Annotated in this window: 16 protein-coding genes; 9 read left to right on the top strand and 7 right to left on the bottom strand. The window is 62.2% G+C overall.

Annotation, left to right across the window (positions count from 1 at the left end; all coding sequences use genetic code 11):
• Positions 1-44 precede the first annotated feature (44 nt).
• Positions 45-2225 (bottom strand): TonB-dependent receptor plug domain-containing protein, encoded by a 2181-nt coding sequence (locus FHS09_RS20020; RefSeq protein WP_183463247.1) that lies wholly within the window; start codon positions 2223-2225, stop codon positions 45-47.
• A 143-nt stretch (positions 2226-2368) separates the two neighbouring features.
• On the opposite strand from FHS09_RS20020, the gene FHS09_RS20015 reads away from it, so the two are divergent.
• The gene (locus tag FHS09_RS20015) at positions 2369-4285 is read left to right on the top strand and encodes an alkaline phosphatase PhoX (protein WP_183463245.1); all 1917 of its coding nucleotides are present in this window, start codon (positions 2369-2371) and stop codon (positions 4283-4285) included.
• Between the two features lie 95 nt (positions 4286-4380).
• On the opposite strand, the gene FHS09_RS20010 is transcribed toward FHS09_RS20015, so the two are convergent.
• Positions 4381-5055 carry a helix-turn-helix domain-containing protein gene (locus tag FHS09_RS20010; RefSeq protein ID WP_221192156.1) on the bottom strand — a complete coding sequence of 225 codons (675 nt, stop codon included), beginning with the start codon at positions 5053-5055 and terminating at the stop codon, positions 4381-4383.
• A gap of 77 nt (positions 5056-5132) precedes the next feature.
• Here FHS09_RS20010 and FHS09_RS20005 point away from each other — a divergent pair, with 77 nt between their 5' ends.
• Both FHS09_RS20005 and FHS09_RS20000 read left to right on the top strand, forming a co-directional pair.
• Entirely contained in the window at positions 5133-5477 is a 345-nt protein-coding gene (locus FHS09_RS20005) for an NIPSNAP family protein (protein ID WP_183463244.1), read from the top strand.
• The gene (locus FHS09_RS20000) at positions 5474-5818 is read left to right on the top strand and encodes an antibiotic biosynthesis monooxygenase (protein WP_183463242.1); all 345 of its coding nucleotides are present in this window, start codon (positions 5474-5476) and stop codon (positions 5816-5818) included. The genes FHS09_RS20005 and FHS09_RS20000 overlap by 4 nt, the downstream gene beginning before the upstream one ends.
• Positions 5819-5823: 5 nt before the next feature.
• On the opposite strand, the gene FHS09_RS19995 is transcribed toward FHS09_RS20000, so the two are convergent.
• Positions 5824-6432 (bottom strand): MarC family protein, encoded by a 609-nt coding sequence (locus FHS09_RS19995; RefSeq protein ID WP_183463239.1) that lies wholly within the window; start codon positions 6430-6432, stop codon positions 5824-5826.
• A 163-nt stretch (positions 6433-6595) separates the two neighbouring features.
• On the opposite strand from FHS09_RS19995, the gene aceK reads away from it, so the two are divergent.
• From aceK to FHS09_RS19970, 5 genes are all read left to right on the top strand, one after another.
• A complete protein-coding gene (aceK, locus tag FHS09_RS19990) occupies positions 6596-8350 on the top strand; it encodes a bifunctional isocitrate dehydrogenase kinase/phosphatase (protein WP_183463237.1) in 1755 nt (584 codons plus the stop codon).
• 62 nt (positions 8351-8412) lie between these two features.
• Positions 8413-8949, top strand: coding sequence for a hypothetical protein (locus FHS09_RS19985; RefSeq protein ID WP_183463235.1), 537 nt, complete (start codon positions 8413-8415; stop codon positions 8947-8949).
• A gap of 111 nt (positions 8950-9060) precedes the next feature.
• Positions 9061-10524: a Ppx/GppA phosphatase family protein gene (locus FHS09_RS19980; RefSeq protein ID WP_246395165.1), complete on the top strand. Its 1464-nt coding sequence runs from the start codon at positions 9061-9063 to the stop codon at positions 10522-10524.
• Between the two features lie 67 nt (positions 10525-10591).
• Positions 10592-12067: a protein adenylyltransferase SelO gene (locus tag FHS09_RS19975; RefSeq protein ID WP_246395164.1), complete on the top strand. Its 1476-nt coding sequence runs from the start codon at positions 10592-10594 to the stop codon at positions 12065-12067.
• 181 nt (positions 12068-12248) lie between these two features.
• Complete coding sequence (locus tag FHS09_RS19970; protein ID WP_183463231.1) at positions 12249-12668, top strand: DUF2147 domain-containing protein; 420 nt, start codon at positions 12249-12251, stop codon at positions 12666-12668.
• A gap of 38 nt (positions 12669-12706) precedes the next feature.
• On the opposite strand, the gene FHS09_RS19965 is transcribed toward FHS09_RS19970, so the two are convergent.
• The 4 genes from FHS09_RS19965 to FHS09_RS19950 all read right to left on the bottom strand — a co-directional run bounded on the left by FHS09_RS19965 (position 12707) and on the right by FHS09_RS19950 (position 17083).
• Positions 12707-13780: an HlyD family secretion protein gene (locus tag FHS09_RS19965; protein WP_183463229.1), complete on the bottom strand. Its 1074-nt coding sequence runs from the start codon at positions 13778-13780 to the stop codon at positions 12707-12709.
• A gap of 299 nt (positions 13781-14079) precedes the next feature.
• Positions 14080-16329: a DNA topoisomerase IV subunit A gene (gene parC, locus FHS09_RS19960; RefSeq protein ID WP_183463227.1), complete on the bottom strand. Its 2250-nt coding sequence runs from the start codon at positions 16327-16329 to the stop codon at positions 14080-14082.
• Positions 16330-16511: 182 nt separating this feature from the next.
• Positions 16512-16838: a type II toxin-antitoxin system RelE/ParE family toxin gene (locus FHS09_RS19955; protein ID WP_183463225.1), complete on the bottom strand. Its 327-nt coding sequence runs from the start codon at positions 16836-16838 to the stop codon at positions 16512-16514.
• Complete coding sequence (locus FHS09_RS19950) at positions 16826-17083, bottom strand: type II toxin-antitoxin system Phd/YefM family antitoxin (RefSeq protein WP_183463223.1); 258 nt, start codon at positions 17081-17083, stop codon at positions 16826-16828. Before FHS09_RS19950 ends, FHS09_RS19955 begins: the two co-directional genes overlap by 13 nt.
• Before the next feature lie 522 nt (positions 17084-17605).
• Between FHS09_RS19950 and FHS09_RS19945 the strand changes: the two genes are divergently transcribed.
• The gene (locus FHS09_RS19945; RefSeq protein WP_183463221.1) at positions 17606-18058 is read left to right on the top strand and encodes a DUF2214 family protein; all 453 of its coding nucleotides are present in this window, start codon (positions 17606-17608) and stop codon (positions 18056-18058) included.
• Positions 18059-18202: the final 144 nt, after the last annotated feature.

The following is an 18202-nucleotide window of genomic DNA, read 5'->3' as shown; positions in this document are numbered from 1 at the left end:
AACCCGGCTCCCTTGTGGGAATCGGCCGATGAGCAACCGAAATATTAGTAAGCCGCGCGCCAGGTCACAGTGTAGGTTGGGGTGCTCTCCTCGTACTGGATTTCATTGACCGGTTCACCGTAGTCGCGGATGTACTCGATCTTTTCCTGGTCCAGCAGATTGGTGCCGCTGAAACGCAGCACGGAGTTTCGGTTGATATTCCACTCGACAAAGAGCTCCAGGTTGCCATCGTATTCGGTTACCACATACTCCTCGAACTCGGTGGCCAGGGACTCGCTGCGTTTTTGGTAGGAGATACCGGCGCCGCCGAAGCCCGGGATATCCTGGGTCAGGCTGACGTTGTAGACGGAATCCGGCTGATTGCGGAAAGTGCGCTCCTCCCCGGTAAACGGGTCCTCAATCTCCGAATCCAGATACGCATAATTGGCGTAGAAACCGGTGTTCTCCAGGCCCATGAAAGCGAGTGGCATGGAAATATCAAATTCGACACCGCGGGAGTTGCCGCTGCCGATATTTATCGGGGTAAAGATGGTGCCGCCGCCGTCCGGGTAAGGCACGCCGGTATCCGTCAGCTCAATCACGTCGTCGATATCGCGGTAGAAAAAGTTGACGCCCAGGGTGCCGCGGCCCGGCAGGCGATGCTCAAAGCCCAGGTCGAACCCCCAGGCCAGTTCGGATTCGAGATCCGGATTGCCTACGGTCAGGTCTTCATCGTCCGGTGTTTCATCCTCTTCGAAGGGGGACACCAGGTCGAACTCCGGGCGGCGCAGGGTGCGGGCCACGGAAGCGATAACGCGGCTGTCCCCGGTCGCGTCCCAGCGCAGGCTCAGGGACGGCAGCAATTCATTGCTGTCGTGGGAGGCGCTGCCGTCTTCGTTGGACACATCCCGCTCGTAGATGTCGTAGCGCAGGCCGCCCTCCAGGCTGATGTTGTCCGCCATCTCCAGGGTCAGCTTGGTGTAGGGCGCGATACGTGTCTCTTCGATCTCCGCGTCAACATCGAAGAATCCGGTCTGCAATCCCGAACGCTCGTTGCGGCTGTAGGCGATACCGGATTTCAGTTCGGAATTGCCCAGCTTCACGGTGTAGCTGCCCTCGAGGGAATAGCTGTCGTCCTCGATATCCAGACGCTCGTCGTCGGTCTCCACTCCCTGGGAAACGCCGTCCTCGAATTCCTCCTCGGTCTCGAAGTTGACGGTGCCCTCCTCGAAGTGGGAAAGAGCCGCAGAGAGTTCGAACTCGCCGCCTCCCAGCATGGTGATGTAGATACCGTCCAGCCCCCAACTGGTTTGGTCGATCTGCTCTTCCTGGGTTTCAATCGCCACCAGGTCGCCATCGGCGCGGCTGACCGCGGTACCCTCGTATTCGTCGACGATTTCATTTTCCTGGCGGTCGGTGTAGACGTAGTAGCCGTTGAAACGCAGCTCGGAACCCTGCGGAAGCTGGAAGCCCAGGGAACCGTTCAGGGAGCTGTCGGTACCGTCGCGGATATCCTGCTCAAAGGCATAGCCTTCCAGGGTCCGCTCGTCGTCGAAGTACTCTTCAACCTTCTGCTTGGGATTGCGGCGCTCCTGGACGTTGGCGCCGAGCCAGAAGTCGTAACCGTCGCCGGACTGGGCAATGGCGGCGGCGCCGGTGTAGCGGGATTCCTTGTCGTCATCCGCGTAATAGGTGGTGCCCAAACGGGTGCTGACGCCGTCCATCTGCGCACCATCCTTGAGGATGATGTTCAGGGAGCCGGCCACCCCCTGGGACGTCATATCGGCGGAAGGCGAGCGGATGATCTCGACACGCTCCACCAGTTCGGAAGGAATGCGGTCGACGAAGAAAGTGCGATCTGCTCCCTGGCCGGGAATGGAGCGGCCGTTGATCAGTACTTCGGTATATTCGGCGTTCATACCGCGCAGCTGGACGGCGTCGTATTCCAGCACGTCGGAGGTAAAGGTGACACCCGGGGTGCGCTTCAGCATTTCACCCACGGTCAGCGGCTCGAAGCGCTGGAAAAAATCCAGGTCGAAAGAGAGGGTCGGGTTGATATCGTTGGTTCTGTCCCGGTAGACATTGGTGCCGGTGACGATAATCTCTTCCACATTGCCAGCGGCCTTTTTGACGCCAGCCTCCGCGGCATCTTCAACCTGAGCGGCGGTATTGACGGAGATAACGGCGGCAGCGAGCGCTGTCAACGGCATGGCCAGCCTGCGCGAATTGATCGCTTTATGTTGCATAGAATTCCCATTCTGGCGGTGGTTTTATCGAATGGGGCGCAGGCTAGTGAATAGATATGACTGTTGCATTACGAATTTTTTAAATTTGTAACAGTGAAGCCCTACTATTCTGGAGAACGGAGAAAATACGACCGGAGAAGACCGTGGATAAGACACTGAAAAATCCTGAGCGCCGCGCGTTGCTAAAAACCCTGGGCGCGGCCACCGCCGCCAGTGCCGGCGTCGGACTGCTACCGGGCTGCGGCCGCGGGAAAAATACCGGGGAGGAAAACCTGGCCTTTGCGGAAATTCCCCACGGCCTCGACGGCCGCCACCACCTGCCGGAAGGTTACAGTGCCGATATCCTGCTGCGCTGGGGCGACCCGCTGGCTGCCGGCGCCGGCCCTTTCGATCCCGCTGTGCTAAATGCCGCCGAACAGGAAAGGCGCTTCGGCTACAACAACGACTTTATTGCTTTTATGCCTCTCGACCATGACGCCGGTCCGGGGGGCGTCGATCGGCACAGCGTCAGCCGCAACAGCGAGCGCGGACTGCTGTGCGTAAACCATGAATACACCCAGCCGCACCTGATGTTCTCCGGTTACAGTGGCGAATACAGCGTCAGCGCGGAGCACGTCGCGGTGGAGCAGGCCGCCTGCGGTCACACGGTAGTGGAAATTGAAAAGACCGCGGGCGGCTGGCGCCCGGTGGTCGGCAGCCCCTACAACCGCCGCATCACTCTGAACACAGAGATGGATATCGTCGGCCCCGCCGCCGGCGACTCGCGCCTGCAGACCGCCGCCGACCCCAGTGGCGCGCGGGTTTTCGGTACCGTTGGCAACTGCGCCGGCGGCAAAACGCCCTGGGGGACGGTGCTGATCGCCGAGGAGGGATTCGGCAGTGCCTTTCAAGGCGACCCGGACAGTATCGCCGACCCGGTGGAAGCTCGTAATCACCACACTTTTGGCATAGCGCCGGACAACCGCAACTGGGGCGAGCACGACCGCCGCTTCGATATCGCCGTGGAGCCCAACGAGCCCAACCGCTTCGGCTGGATGGTGGAATTGGCCCCCTACGATCCGGCGAGCAGACCGCGCAAGCTCACCAACCTGGGGCGGTTCGTGCACGAGGGCTTTACCCTGGTGTGCAAGCCGGGCCAGCCCGTCGCCGCCTACGGCGGCGACGACGGCATCGAGAAGTGCGTATACAAGTACGTATCCCGCCGCCCCTACCGGCCCGGTGACTTCGCCCACAATCGCCAGCTGCTGACCGACGGCACTCTGTACGCGGCACGCTTCGACGAAAACGGCAGCGGTCGCTGGCTACCGCTGGTATTCGGCGAGGGACCACTCACGGCGGAAAACGGCTTTCGCAACCAGGCAGATGTGCTGATCGACGCACGACGTGCGGCAAAACTCGCCGGCGCCACCCCCATGGACCGCCCGGAGGATGTGGAGACCAACCCGGTCAACGACTGCACCTACGTGATGCTGACCAAAAACAAAAAACGCGATGCGGACGAGACGGACGCGGCCAACCCCCGCCCGCGCAACACCGCCGGGCACGTGCTGGAAATCGTCCCGCCGGGGGAAAACGGCCGGCGCGACCACACCAGCGACACTTTCCAATGGAACACCTTCCTGCTCGGCGGCAATCCCAATGCGGAAGACCCGCGGGAGCGCGGCGCCTACGGCGAACAGCGGCCAGGCAGTATTTCCGCCCACGGCTGGTTCGCCTGTCCGGACAATGTGGCCTTCGATAGCCGCGGCAATATGTGGATCGCCACCGACGGCTGCGAGCGCTTCGGCTTCCACGACGGCCTCTGGGCCATGGCCACCGAAGGCGAGCGACGCGCACTGCCCAAACATTTCTTCGGCTGCCCCCGCGGCGCGGAACTCTGCGGCCCGGAGTTCACCCCGGACGGAAAGACCCTGTTCGTCTCGGTGCAGCACCCGGCGAGCGACGGCGACTCCACCTTCGACAACCCCCTGCACCGCTGGCCGGATAACGATCCCGCGCTGCCGCCGCGGCCCGCGGTGCTGGCGATCCGGCGCAAAGACGGAAAACTGATAGGGAGCTGACTTCCCCTCTTGTAGGAGCGGCCGTTGGCCGCGATCGAGTTTGCTCCGTAGCAGATACTGATCGCGGCCAGCGGCGGATGGCCGCCCCGCCGCTCCTACAAAGGGAGGTCAAACCAATGCCCGAGGGCTTTACGGCCTTTTCCGGTAAGCACCACCGCCCTCGAATCGGCCTGGCGGCGAATCCAGTCGCTGTCGAGGAAATGGTGCAGCAGCGCCGCACCGAGGGCTCCGGCCAGGTGGTGCCTGCGCTCGCTCCAGTCCAGGCACAACCTGGCATAGTTGCGCCTGCCGCACTGCAGTCCCCGCCAGTCGATCCCGAGTCGCTCAAACAGGTCCTCCCCGGATGACGACAGGGACAACTGCGCGGTGCGGGTCTCCAGGTGCCCTCTTTCACTCAGGCTTTCCAGCAGTTCCACGCCAAGCCGGCCCGCCAGGTGGTCGTAACAGGTGCGCGCACACCGCTCCGGCGAATGCGGTTCCCGCCCTCCCCGCGGAAGCTGGTGCCCCAGGACCATCAGGCTCTCCAGCACCGAAGCCACCTCTTCGCATCGCAACTGGAAATACCGGTGGCGCCCCTGGCGCTCCAGGGACAGGAGGCCGCCATCCGTCAGTTTCGCCAGATGCGCACTGGCGGTCTGGCGGGTAATACCGGCCCGGTCCGCCAGTTCAGAGGCGGTGCGCGCGCGCCCGTCCATCAGCGCACTGAGCATCAGGGCGCGGGCCGGGTCGCCGATCAGCGCGCTTAGTGAAGCAATGGGTGGTGCATCCACAGTTCGTTCCCCGTCGAATTATCGATCCGGCACCATGGTGTACTGTCGGCGGCGTACAGTAAACCTGGAGAACAGCCATGCCCATTACCTGCTTTATCCGCTACGAAATAGATCCCCAGAAAAAATCCGCCTTCGAGCAGTACGCCCGCAACTGGGGCCAGGCGATTCCCCGCTGCGGCGCCGACCTGGTCGGTTATTTCGCGCCGCACGAGGGATCGACCACCACCGCGTACGGGATCTACAACCTGGACAGCCTCGCCGCCTACGAGGCCTATCGCGCGCGCCTGGCGGAGGACCCGCTCGGCAGGGAAAACTACCGCTTTGCCCAGCGGGAGAAATTCCTGCTCAGGGAGGAGAGAATATTCCTGAAGCTGGCTTCAGCGCCCCACGCGGCTTTAGTGAAACCGGGGGTGAAGCCGTGATCGCGGTAATTTTCGAGGTGTGGCCGAAACCGGAGCGCAGACAGGATTACCTGGATATGGCCACCGAACTCCGCCCGCTGCTGGAATCCGTCGAGGGATTTATTTCCATCGAGCGCTTCGAGAGCCTGAATGAGCCGGGCAAGATTCTGTCCCTGAGCTTTTTCGACAGCGATGAGGCCGTCGCCGAGTGGCGTCGGCGTGAGGAGCACCGGAAGGCGCAGATGCTCGGGCGCGGCGGTTACTTTGCCGATTACCGCCTGCGCGTGGCGGCAGTGATACGGGATTACGGGAAGCAACGGCGGGAACAGGTACCGGGGGACAGCCGTGAGATTCACGGCTAGCGGGCTCAGACAACGAAGAACTGCTGTATACCCACCAGCACATTGGTGGTGGCTACCGAGGCCAGGATCAGCCCCATCACCCGGCTGACGATGCTGGCCCCGGCATTGCCGATCCAGCGGAAGATCCAGTTGGCGGTGAGCAGCAGCAACAGCACGATGCCGAGCACCGCCAGCATGGCGGTGGCAATTCTTATCTGATGGACGGGGTCAAAGCGGTAGTTGTCGGTGAGCACCACCGCGGCGAGCATGGCCCCGGGGGAAGCAATGGACGGCACCGCCAGCGGAAAGATGGCGGTTTCGTGGCCCTCTTTCAGGATATCCATTTCCTGCTCCGGCTTACCCTCACCGAAAATCATGGTAAGCGCGAACAGGAACAGCACCACGCCCCCGGCCACCTGGAAGGCGGACAGGGGTACCCCGATGGCCTCCAACAAATACTGGCCGGCAAACAGGAAGAACAGCAGTATGCCGGCGGCCACTGCCACCGCCAGCATTGCGATCTTGCGCTTCTGCCACTCGCTGTGCAGGCTGGTCACGGCGATAAATATCGGCAGGGTGCCCACCGGGTCGATTACCGCGAAGAAAAAGACAAAGCTATTGATCCATTCGCTCAAGAGGCGCTCCCGGCTGCCGTGCTAATATCGCCCTAACCCCTGTAGGAGCGGCGGGGCGGCCATCCGCCGCTGGCCGCGATCGACTTCTCTACGTAGCAGGGGATGCGAATCGCGGCCAGCGGCCGCTCCTACGAAGCTGAGGTCCCAGCTCCTAAAGTTTAGTATGACCAATCACTCCCCCACTGCCCGGCGTATTGCCAAAACGATTCTCAACGGCTTCGACGCCTACTTCGCCGACTTCCAGAACATCACCCTGGGAGCAAAGGCACGCTTTGAACGGGCCGCCTGGCAGGAGGCACACCGGGCTAATAAGGAACGCATCGACATCTACAAGACCAAGGTCAACCAAGTGGTCAAACTGGTGCACTCGGTGACCAGCAAGGACACCAGTATGCTGGAGCTGTGGCACGAGGCGCGCGCCACTTTTGCCCAGCTGGTGGCCAACCACAGCAACTACGAGATTGCCGAGACCTTCTTCAATTCGGTGTTCTGCAGCCAGTTCCACCATGCCCATATTCACGACAGCAACCTGTTCGTCAAACCCTCCCGCCCGCCGGACGACAAGCCGCTGCGCGACTACAGCATCTATATCAGCTACAGCGGCCACGACGGCCTCGAGTACATGATCGAGGACATCCTCGACGACTACGGTTTTTCCATCCCCTGGGAGAACAAAGAGCGGGATATCGCCAATATCTGCGCATCGCTGCGCGCGGCCCCCCTGGCGCACCTGGAGAATGAAAAGGATCTGCGGGTGGATATGCTGGAGTCGGTGTTCTACCGCAACAAGGCGGCCTACCTGGTGGGGCGCATGATGTTCGGCGGTGAAGTGATCCCGCTGATCCTGCCCTGCCTGAACAACGGCCGCGGCGGGATTTTCGTGGATACGGTGATCTACGACCACGACTCCACCAGTATCATTTTCAGTTTCACCCGCTCCTACTTCATGGTGGACGCGCCCATCCCGTCGCGGGTCGTGCGATTCCTCTCCACCATCATGCCGCAGAAAACCCGCTCGGAGCTGTACAACTCCATCGGCTTTCACAAGCACGGCAAGACGGAGTTCTACCGCCACATCCTCGCGCATATGAAGGTAAGCAGCGATAAGTTCGTAATCGCCCCGGGCATCAAGGGCATGGTGATGTGCGTGTTCACCCTGCCCTCCTATCCGGTGGTGTTCAAGGTGATCAAGGACAAATTCGACCGCCCGAAAACCGTTACCGAAGAAATAGTGCGGGAGAAATACAAGTTCGTCTCCCGTTCCGACCGGGTTGGGCGCATGGCGGACACCCAGGAGTACACCAACTTTATCTTTTACCGGAACCGATTCAGCGAAGAGCTGCTGGAGGAGCTGCAGAAACTGGCGCCGTCCAAACTGGAAATGGACGAGAAGTGGGTGATCATCAAGCATCTGTATGTGGAGCGGCGCATGCAGCCGCTGAATCTCTACCTGCAGGATGCCAGCGACCAGGAGACCCGCGCTGCCATGGAGGAGTATGGCAACGCCATCAAACAGCTGGCGGCGGCGAATATCTTCCCCGGCGACATGCTTCTGAAAAACTTCGGCGTCACCCGCCACGGCCGCGTGGTCTTCTACGATTACGACGAGCTCTGTCCGCTCACCGAGTGCAACTTCCGCAAACTCCCCGAGGCCCACACCGTGGAGGATGAATTGTCGGACCAGCCCTGGTACACGGTGGGTGAGGCGGATGTTTTTCCGGAGGAATTCCCTCTGTTTTTCTCCGGTAACCCCATCGCGCGCAAGGCGTTCGAGGACCAGCACAGCGATCTCTACGACTGCCGTTACTGGCAGCGGTTGCAGGACCGGATTCGCGCCGGGCATATCGAGAGTGCCTTTCCCTACCGGCGCAAATGGCGGTTCAAACGACGCCGTGCCGGGGCGCCGCAGAATCCGTGATTTCAGGTTTGCGGCTATAGTGGATAGAGGACTAATGGCGCCCAAAGGGAGAGGAGTAAACGGTGCGATTTGACGGCCTGGCGGCAATACTCGGCGTACTGGCACTGCTTTCAGCCAGCGGCTGCGGCCACCTGCCCAGCGAGCTGGCGCCGCCGAAAAAAAAAGAATCGGAAACGCAAAAAGAAACCGTAACGCAAAAAGCCGCCGCCCACGCAAATCATGCACGCGTAGCCGCCCAGCGCCACACCGTCAGCTGCGACACCCCCGCGAGAGATTTCCGCAAGATCCGCTTCGACGATCTCTACATCACCACCGGAGACCCGGACAAACCCTTTCGCGTTTCCGAGAAAGCTCCGGCTCAGTACGATATCGCCGCTTATGTATGGGGTTACGACAACTGCGTTCAAGCGGGGACCTGCAAGGGCGGCGACCACTACTGGCTGATAGGACGCGGCCCCGGAAACGACTTCCGCACCTGGGTGACCACCCCCCAATACCCGCGCATCACCGTGCAATCGGAATGCCGACAGAGGCTGAAGGTGGGGGAGAAATACCGCTTTTCGTTTAGCCGCGGGAAGCTCGTAGGTTTCAGCCGCTGAATCCAGCGCGGGGCGCCCATCACGTTTCCCGGGGGATGATGGGCACGCTGCGCTTTGCCCATCCTGCGAATCGTAATTCCCCGGGTCCTGCTTTTATTGACAGGAATGTCCATGCCGGAACGCTATGCCGCCCTGGACCTGGGCTCCAACAGTTTCCACCTGCTGCTTGCGGAGTTTCGCGACCAGCGTATGGTGCGCCTGCACACCGATCGCGCCATGGTGCGCCTGGCAGAGGGGTTGGACGAGGAGCGCAACCTGGACCCGGCGGTGGCGGAGCGGGCGCTTGAGGCGCTGCGCCGCTTTCGCCCGGTGCTGGCGAAGCTGCCGTCGGACCATATCCGCTGTGTGGGCACCAACACGTTGCGCGCGGCCGTCAACGCCGACGGCTTTATGGAGGCAGCGGAGGCCATACTCGGCGCGCCCATCGAAATTATCAGTGGCGTCGAGGAGGCGCGGCTCATCTACAGCGGAGTAATCGCCGCCGCCAGTGGGCCGCCGCGGCTGCGCTTTGCCGTCGATATCGGCGGCGGCTCCACCGAGCTGGTGCGCGGGCGCGAGGTACCGCAGCAGTTGCAAAGCCTGTATATGGGCTGTGTGTCCTTCAACCGGCGCTTTTTCCCCGGCGGTGTTATTTCCGATAAAAACACCAACCACTTCGAGCGCGCGTTCCGCGCGGCGCGCGCGGAACTCCAGGAACTGCAACATATGGCGGAAGGCGCCGAAGTGATGGGCGCCTCCGGCACGGTGAAGGCGGTGGCCCGGGTGCTGAACGACGGCGAACTGGGGGATATCGAGCGGGAACCGCTGGAACGCCTGGCGGCGCAGGTGGCGGCGACCGCGCACAGCGACCAGATGCAGCTGCCCGGCCTGGAGGCAGAGCGGCGGCCGGTATTCGCCGCCGGCCTGGCGATTCTGCACGCCATCTTCCGCGAACTGGATATCCAGCGCATGCGGGTGTCTCCCTATGCGATCCGCGAGGGCATGGTGTACGACCTGGCCGGACGCCTGCACGGCGGCGACCGCCGTGCGGATACCGTGGCTGCACTGATGCGCCGCTGGCAGATAGACGACGCCCAGGCCCGACGGGTAGGCGACAGCGCCGGGGAGCTGCTTCGGCAACTGCGCCCGCAAAGTGGCGTCGGACAGCGGCAGCGCCTGCAGTGGGCGGCCCAGTTGCACGAGATTGGCTTGGCCCTGTCCCACAACGATTTCTGCAAACTCGGCGCCTATATGATCGAGCACGCGGACCTGGCGGGTTTCTCCCACAGCGAACAGGAATACCTGGCCCACCTGCTGCGCAACCAGCGCGGACGCATCAAACCGCCGCGGAAACACTACGGCTTCCACCCCAACCCGGATCTGCTGCTGTGCCTGCGCCTGGCCTGCATCCTGCACCGGGACCGCACCGACCGCAGCGCGGACGGCCTGCGGCTCAGCGCGGGACTGGACCGCTACCGCCTGCAGACCACCCGCGACTGGCTCGACGACCACCCGGCAATCGAAGAACTGCTGTACCAGGAAGTGGAACACTGGCAGGATCAACCGCTCACCCTAGAATTATCAGTAAATAGTTAGCAGTAACCCATTAACAACTGCTCGCCAATTTACCCATCACCGCTAACTGCAAACCGATCACGGATAATTGACTATTTTGAAACTCAGCGAAGTCACCCTCAGCCACCACTACGCCGACCTGGGCGACGCCTTCGGCACCCGGATCGCCCCCACGCCACTCGAGAATCCGCACCTGGTGCACGTGAATCCCGCAGTGCTGCAACTGCTGGGTGTCGACGAATCCGAGGCGGACAACCCGGAGTGGACGCAGCTCGGCTGTGGAAAAAAACTCTTTCCCGGCAGCCGCCCCTTCGCGATGAAATACACCGGGCACCAATTTGGCGTCTACAACCCGGACCTGGGCGACGGCCGCGCGCTACTACTGGGAGAGATCGACAACAACGGCGAACCCTGGGAACTGCATTTAAAAGGCGCCGGCAAAACCCCCTACTCCCGTTTCGGCGACGGGCGCGCGGTGCTGCGTTCCACCATCCGCGAATACCTCGCCGGCGAGGCGCTCACCGGCCTGGGCATCGCCAGCACCCGCGCCCTCTGCCTGGTGGGCAGCGGCGAGCCGGTGGTGCGGGAAAAAATCGAGAGCGGCGCCATGCTGATCCGCGTGGCCAGGAGCCATATCCGCTTCGGCCACTTCGAGCACTTTTTCTACACCCACCAGTTGCAGGCGCTACAGCAGTTAATCGAATTCACCTGCGCGCGCTTTTTGCCGGAAGCGCAATCGCTGCCCGCCAGTGAACAGGCGGAGGCGCTGCTGCGCTATACAGTGCGGCAAACCGCAAAACTGGTCGCCGGCTGGCAGTCGGTGGGCTTCGCCCACGGTGTGCTGAACACCGACAATATGTCGATCATCGGCGACACCTTCGATTACGGCCCCTACGGCTTCCTCGACGACTACGAACCCGGCTTTATCTGCAACCATTCCGATTACACCGGCCGCTACGCCTTCGACAAGCAGCCGGGGGTGGCGCTGTGGAACCTGAACGCCCTGGCCCACGCGCTGTCGGCCTTTGTGAGCACCGAGAAGCTGCGCGACTGCCTGGAGGCATTCCAGCCGCGCCTGACCGAAGACTACGCCGCACTGATGCGCGCCAAACTGGGACTGCAACAGGAAGAGGAAAGTGATCAGCAGCTCTGTGCCGACCTGCTGCAGCTCCTGGAGAATTCCGCCGCCGACTACACGCTGTTTTTCCGCGCCCTCAGCCACTACCGCGGCGAGCGCCCCGCGGAGGCTTTGCGCGAACTGACCCCGGTGGGCCAGCACGAGGCCCTGGACCAGTGGCTCGACCACTACGACCATCGCCTGGAGAGAGAGAACAGCGACTGCCAGCAGCGCAACAGCGCCATGCTCACCGCCAATCCCAAGTTCGTGCTGCGCAACTACCTGGCACAAAAGGTTATCGACACCGCCGAGAGCGGCGACTACCGGCCCCTGCGCACCCTGCTGGATCTGCTGCAGAGCCCCTTCGACGAGCACCCGCACTGCGAAACCTGGGCCGCGGCGCCGCCGGAATCCGGCAAGCATATGCCGATCAGTTGCTCTTCTTGATTCGAGTGGCCAGCGCGGGCCAGGGGCCCGCGGGCGGAGCTGGAGCTCCGCGGTCCCGGCGTCGCCACAGATCACTGATCATCAATCACCAGGCTCTTCCACGGCTAAACTGAGAATGGTTTCCGCCCCATCCACATGACTTGGTATAACATTCTGGTCACAACCAGATGAGGGTAACGAGATGCTAAGAAATTTCCTGATTGCCGCCTGCTGCCTGACGTTTGCCCTACAGGCCAGCGCCCAGGACGCCCTGGGCAAATGGCGCACCATCGACGACGAAACCGGCCAGGCGAAATCCATCGTGGAGATCTACCAGATGGGCGGCAAATACTACGGCCGCGTGGTGGACCTGCTGAGGAAGCCGGACGACACCCTGTGCGACAAGTGCCCCGGAGACCTCAAGGGCAAGCCCATCGTGGGCATGGACGTGATCACCGACATGGTGAAAACGGGCAACGAGTACGAGGGTGGCAAGATCCTCGACCCCAATACCGGCAAGATCTACGACTGCAAATTCTGGGTTGAGGGGGAAGACCAGCTGAAAGTGCGCGGCTACCTGGGTTTCTTCTATCGCACCCAGACCTGGTACCGGGTCGAATAAGCCGGGGCCCGGGCCCGCCACTTAAACCGGGGCCTCGCTCATTCCGCCAGTACGACCCGGCCGCCACTGGCGCCGCTGGCCCGTGCGGCCACCAGCTTGCCGTCCTCGGTGGTGTCGATGCTGATCCGGGCGCTCATGCCCGCGCGCAGTGTCGGCGCCTCTTTGGCCGGGTATAGGCGCAGGCGCACCGGTATCCGCTGCACCATCTTTGCCCGGTTGCCGCTGGCATTCTGCGGCGGGATCAGCGTGGACTCGCTGCCACTGGCCGGGCTCAAACTGTCCACCTGCGCCTGCCAGCGGAAATCCGGGTAGGCGTCCAGGATCACCTCAGCCTGCTGGCCGGCGCGCACCCGGGCCAGTTCGGTTTCCTTCAGGTTCGCCTCCACCCACACGGACTCATCGCTCAGCATACTGATCATGCCGATGCCCGCCGGGGCCATCTCGCCCGCCTGGGGGACTTCGTTGGCGATCACGCCGTCCACCGGTGCAACGATTCTGGTTCGGGACAGCCGGTAGCGCGCCTTGTCCAGCTGCGCCTGGGCCACTCTCAAGCCGGCCTGCTCCTCCAGCGGGAGCAGCGGGTCACCACCCAGTTCTGCGCGCAGGCTGGCGAGTTTTTCCGTATTGATCACAATCTGCGCCTGCGCCCGCGCCAACTGCTGGCGCGATTCGTCCAGATGCGCCTCCGACATCGCCACCCGCCCGAGCTTTTCGTTGCGCGCCAGCCGGCGGCCGTAATAATCGGCGTCCTGTTGCGCCTGGCGCAGGGCCGCCTCGGCTTGCGCATAGTCGGCGCGGCGGGCCAGCAGCTGGTTTCTCACCTGCGCCAGGTGCGCCTCCGCCTCATCCACCGCCAGTCGAAGCGACGTGTCGTTCAGGCGCACCAGCAGGTCCCCGCGCCGCACTTCCTGGTTGGCCCCAACCGCCACCTCGGCGATGATGCCACTCACCTCGGGAGCCAGGGAGAGCTTGTCCGCCTTCACGTAAGCATTTTCCGTTTGCACCCTGCCCCAGCCGTCGAACAGGCACCAAACGGTTACCGCGACCGCCGCGGCGATGCCGACAACAAACCCCAGGCGACGCGCGGGCACTTTTCCCAGTTTTTTTACCACCTCAAATGCTCCTCACGAGTTCGCCAGGCTGATGGACGCCACCTCCTTGAGCTCCGCCTGCTTCCGGTCCCTCCCTATGAGGGGCGCTGATTATAAGCATGCCTATACTGTCGCAATGTGAAGCCGCCAGCATTTGTAGGAGCGGCCCATGGCCGCGATCAGGGCTGGAGAAACCCCTGGCGGGCCTGCGTCCGAGCTGGGGCTCGGCGCTCCCGGGGGCCCGGCTCAACATTCCCACCCACAAAAAAAGGGGCGAACACAAAGTTCGCCCCTCCGGATAAGTGCAGTGAGCCTTGCGTTTATTTTTCCACCACTTCCACCTTATCCACCTTCTGGAACCCCCGCGGCAGCTTGTTGCCGCGGCGGCCGCGTTCGCCGAGGTAGTGATCCAGCTCGGAGATTTTGATTTTGGTGTGGCGCTTGCCGGCGTGGATCACCAGTTGGTCATTGCCCTCCAGCACGGCAACACCCACCACGGTTTCCTCGCGGCTGGCGGCGCGCGCCGAGGGGATATTGATGATCTTGTTGCCCTTGCCTTTGACCAATTCCGGCAGTTCGGAGACGGGGAATACCAGCATCCGCCCCTCGCTGGTCACCGCCGCAAGCAGCGCCTCTTCCGGGTTTTCCACCACACGGGGAGGCAGCACCCGGGCGTTTTTCGGCAGGGTGAGCATGGCCTTGCCGGCCTTGTTGCGCGATTGCAGGTCGGCGAACCTGGCCACAAAGCCGTAGCCGGCGTCCGAGGCGAGCAGTACCCGCTGATCGTCCGCGCCCATCAACAGCCCCTCGAAGGTGGCACCGGAGGGCGGGTTGATACGCCCGCTCAGGGGCTCGCCCTGGCCCCGCGCCGAAGGCAGTGTGTGGGTGGCGATGGCATAGCTGCGCCCGGTGCTGTCCAGCAGCAGCGCCGGCTGGTTGCTCTTGCCACGGGCGGCGAACTTGAAACTGTCGCCGGCCTTGTAATTGAGGGAGGTGGGGTCGATATCGTGGCCCTTGGCGGCGCGAATCCAGCCCTTGTCCGAGAGCACCACGGTGATGGGGTCGGAACTGAGCAGTTCCGCCTCGCTGAAGGCTTTGGCCTCCTCGCGGGCGACGATGGGGGAGCGGCGCTCATCGCCGAACTCGTCCGCCGCCTCCAGCAGTTCCTTCTTGATCAGGCTCTTCAGGCGGCGCGCGGAGCCCAGGGTTTTCTCCAGTGTATCGCGCTCCTTTTCCAGCTCCGCCTGCTCGCCGCGGATCTTCATTTCCTCAAGGCGCGCCAGTTGGCGCAGCTTGGTGTCGAGGATGTATTCCGCCTGCACATCGGTGAGTTCGAAGCGGTCCATCAGGGCTCTCTTCGGCTCGTCGTGGGTACGGATAATCTCGATCACCTCGTCGATATTGAGGAAGGCGATCAACAGGCCGGCCAGCAGGTGCAGGCGTTTCTCCACCTTGTCCAGGCGGAACTGCAAGCGCCGGCGGGTGGTGACGGTGCGGAAGCTCAGCCACTCGCCCAGGATCTTGTCCAGGGACTTCACCTGCGGGCGCCCGTCGATACCGATCATATTCATATTGATGCGGTAGCTGCGCTCCAGGTCGGTGGTGGCGAACAGGTGGTTCATTACCGCATCCGCGTCCACACGGTTGGACTTGGGCACTACCACCAGGCGGGTGGGGTTTTCGTGGTCGGATTCGTCGCGCAGGTCCGCCACCATCGGCAGTTTCTTGGCCTGCATCTGCGCGGCGATCTGCTCCAGTACCTTGGCGCCACTGGCCTGGTAGGGCAGCGCGGTGATGACGATATCGCCCTCCTCCCGGCTCCAGAGTGCGCGCATCTTCACCGAGCCGCGACCGGTCTCGTAGACCTTCCGGATATCCTCTCGCGGGGTGATGATCTCCGCTTCGGTGGGCATATCCGGGCCCTGGATGTACTCGCAGAGCTCCGCCACCGTGGCCTTGGGGTTCTCCAGCAGCGCCACGGTGGCATCCACCACCTCGCGCAGGTTGTGCGGGGGAATGTCCGTGGCCATACCCACGGCGATGCCGGTGGTGCCGTTCAGCAGGATATTCGGCACCCGCGCCGGCAGCACCGCCGGTTCGTCCATGGTGCCGTCGAAGTTGGGCTGCCAGTCCACGGTGCCCTGGCCCAGTTCCGACAGCAGCACCTCGGCGTATTTGCCCATACGCGACTCGGTATAGCGCATGGCGGCGAAGGATTTGGGATCGTCCGGCGAACCCCAGTTGCCCTGGCCGTCCACCAGCGGGTAGCGGTAGGAAAAGGGCTGCGCCATCAGCACCATGGCCTCGTACACGGCGCTGTCGCCGTGGGGATGGTACTTGCCGATCACGTCGCCCACGGTGCGCGCGGACTTCTTGTGCTTGGCGCTGGCCTTCAGCCCCAGTTCGCTCATGGCGTAGACGATACGCCGCTGCACCGGCTTGAGGCCGTCGCCGATATTGGGCAGGGCGCGGTCGAGAATCACGTACATGGAGTAGTCCAGGTACGCCTTTTCTGTGTATTCCTTGAGCGGCAGGCGCTCGCTGGCCTCGAAAACGGAGGTGTCGGTCATACAGCGTCAGTCTCGTTATTCTGCTCGGAAGGAGCGGATTATGGCGGTATCAGGCCCGCGGTTCAAAGGTCGCGCCGAAGCGCCAGCAGGCGGATTACTGATAAAAAATCGCCTTTCACCAGCGAGAGCGTTGATGGCAAGGGGAATCGGATATTTCGACTAATGAGCGCAACCTGCGTCATTTATTCAAGAAGATACTTTCGCAACTGCATTTCATCCCGCATTACATGGATAATCAAAACCCGGGATTCCTCATTACGGTGCTCTTCATTTCGGTGCTCTTCATTTCGGTACAACACCCGACACGGGCTACAGACCACTTCCCGGTAGATGGAATCCGGTAATTCCGGAGGCCGACGCCTGGAGTGGGGGAATTGCTCCAGGCGGTCTACGGCCGCAAACACCCTCTCGACGAGCCCGCTCGCCGCGGAGGGCTTGTCGAGGGCGATGTACCCTGCAATTTCATCCAACTGCTCAAGCGCCGGCTCAGTCCAGATCACTTGAGCCATTTCTGCATGCGCTCCCTCGCCTCGGCATGGGTGAGTGTTTTCTGCTCCAACACCGCGCGCTCGCCCCTGGCCAGGGCCTCCAGCAGCGACAGGCGGCGCTGCATAAACTCGTAGTCATCAACGTCTACGAGGTAGGCCGAAGGTTCGCCGTGCTCCGTGATCAACACCGCCTCTTTCGTCTCATGTAATTCCGCCAGGATCCGGGTCGCCTGCCTCTTCAGATTTGTAACCAACTCGGCTTTCATCCCGCTCTCCCGCAAAAATTTCAAAGTGATACTATAGTAGCACTCACTGCGACACACCCGCTAGGCTCAAGCTTGGCTCGATAAGAGGGCAGGATCGAGCAAGACCTGAATGGCACCGACTTAAGCCAGGATTCGCTATTTTTGTAGGATGAGCAAAGCGCAGCGTACCCATCAAAGCCGCGGATGATGGGCACGTCGCTACGCTCCGTTGACTCGCGCCATCCATGGCGCTCGCCCGCTTCGCGGGCGCCTGCGGCGTCCAAATCGGCAATCCTGCCGATTTGTGCCCATCCTACGGAGGTTGCAACGCTTAAGTCAGTGCCATACGAGCAAGACCTTATTCTCCTTCACCTTGGCCCACATCCGCACCTGGACCACTAGCTGGGAGTGGAGGAGTTTCCACAATCCGAATCGGAGATCACTGGAAGTATTTAGCGGTTATCCGCCGCTATGGTTTCCAACAGATTATGGTACCTTCCGCCTCCTGAAAACAAAAACTCCCATCGGATAAGGAAACCGTCTATGCCCGTCCTGTTCGCCTTTCTGCATCACCTCACAGCCTTCGCCCTGGTTGCCGCGATCGCGATCCAGCTGGTTCTGCTGAAGCAGAAGTTCACCTTGGAGAGCGCGCGCAAACTGCAGGTGGTGGACCGGGTGCTGGGCATCTCCGCGGGAACGCTGTTGGTAGTGGGCCTGCTGCGGGTGTTCTACTTCGAGAAGGGAGCCAGCTACTATTTCGCCAACGGCGCCTTCCACGCCAAGCTGACCTTCTTCCTGCTCGCTGCTTTCCTGTCCATCTATCCGACCATCCGCTTTATCTCCTGGAACAAGGCACTGAAACAGGGGCAGCTGCCGGAAGTCAGCGACGGGCAGCTGCGCACCATGCGCCGGGTGGTTCACCTGGAACTGGCAGCGATCGCGGCGATACTCCTGGCCGCGGCTATGATGGCGAGGGGGATCGGCTATTTTGGCTAACGCCCCTCCCCGATGCGCCAACTAGTGTGGTGTAAGGTACTAATTGTATATATCAGCGGGCCGCTAAGCGGCCAGATGCAAGGCGCATTTGCGCCGGCATAGTCATCTATGTCAAGCAAATGCAACGCCGCAGATGGCTGCTTA

Origin of the sequence: Microbulbifer rhizosphaerae (assembly GCF_014191725.1) — a bacterium.
In the GTDB taxonomy this organism is placed as follows: Bacteria; Pseudomonadota; Gammaproteobacteria; order Pseudomonadales; family Cellvibrionaceae; genus Microbulbifer; species Microbulbifer rhizosphaerae.
The sequence above is the reverse complement of the archived record's forward strand: the minus strand, read 5'-3'. Positions and strand labels throughout refer to the sequence as shown.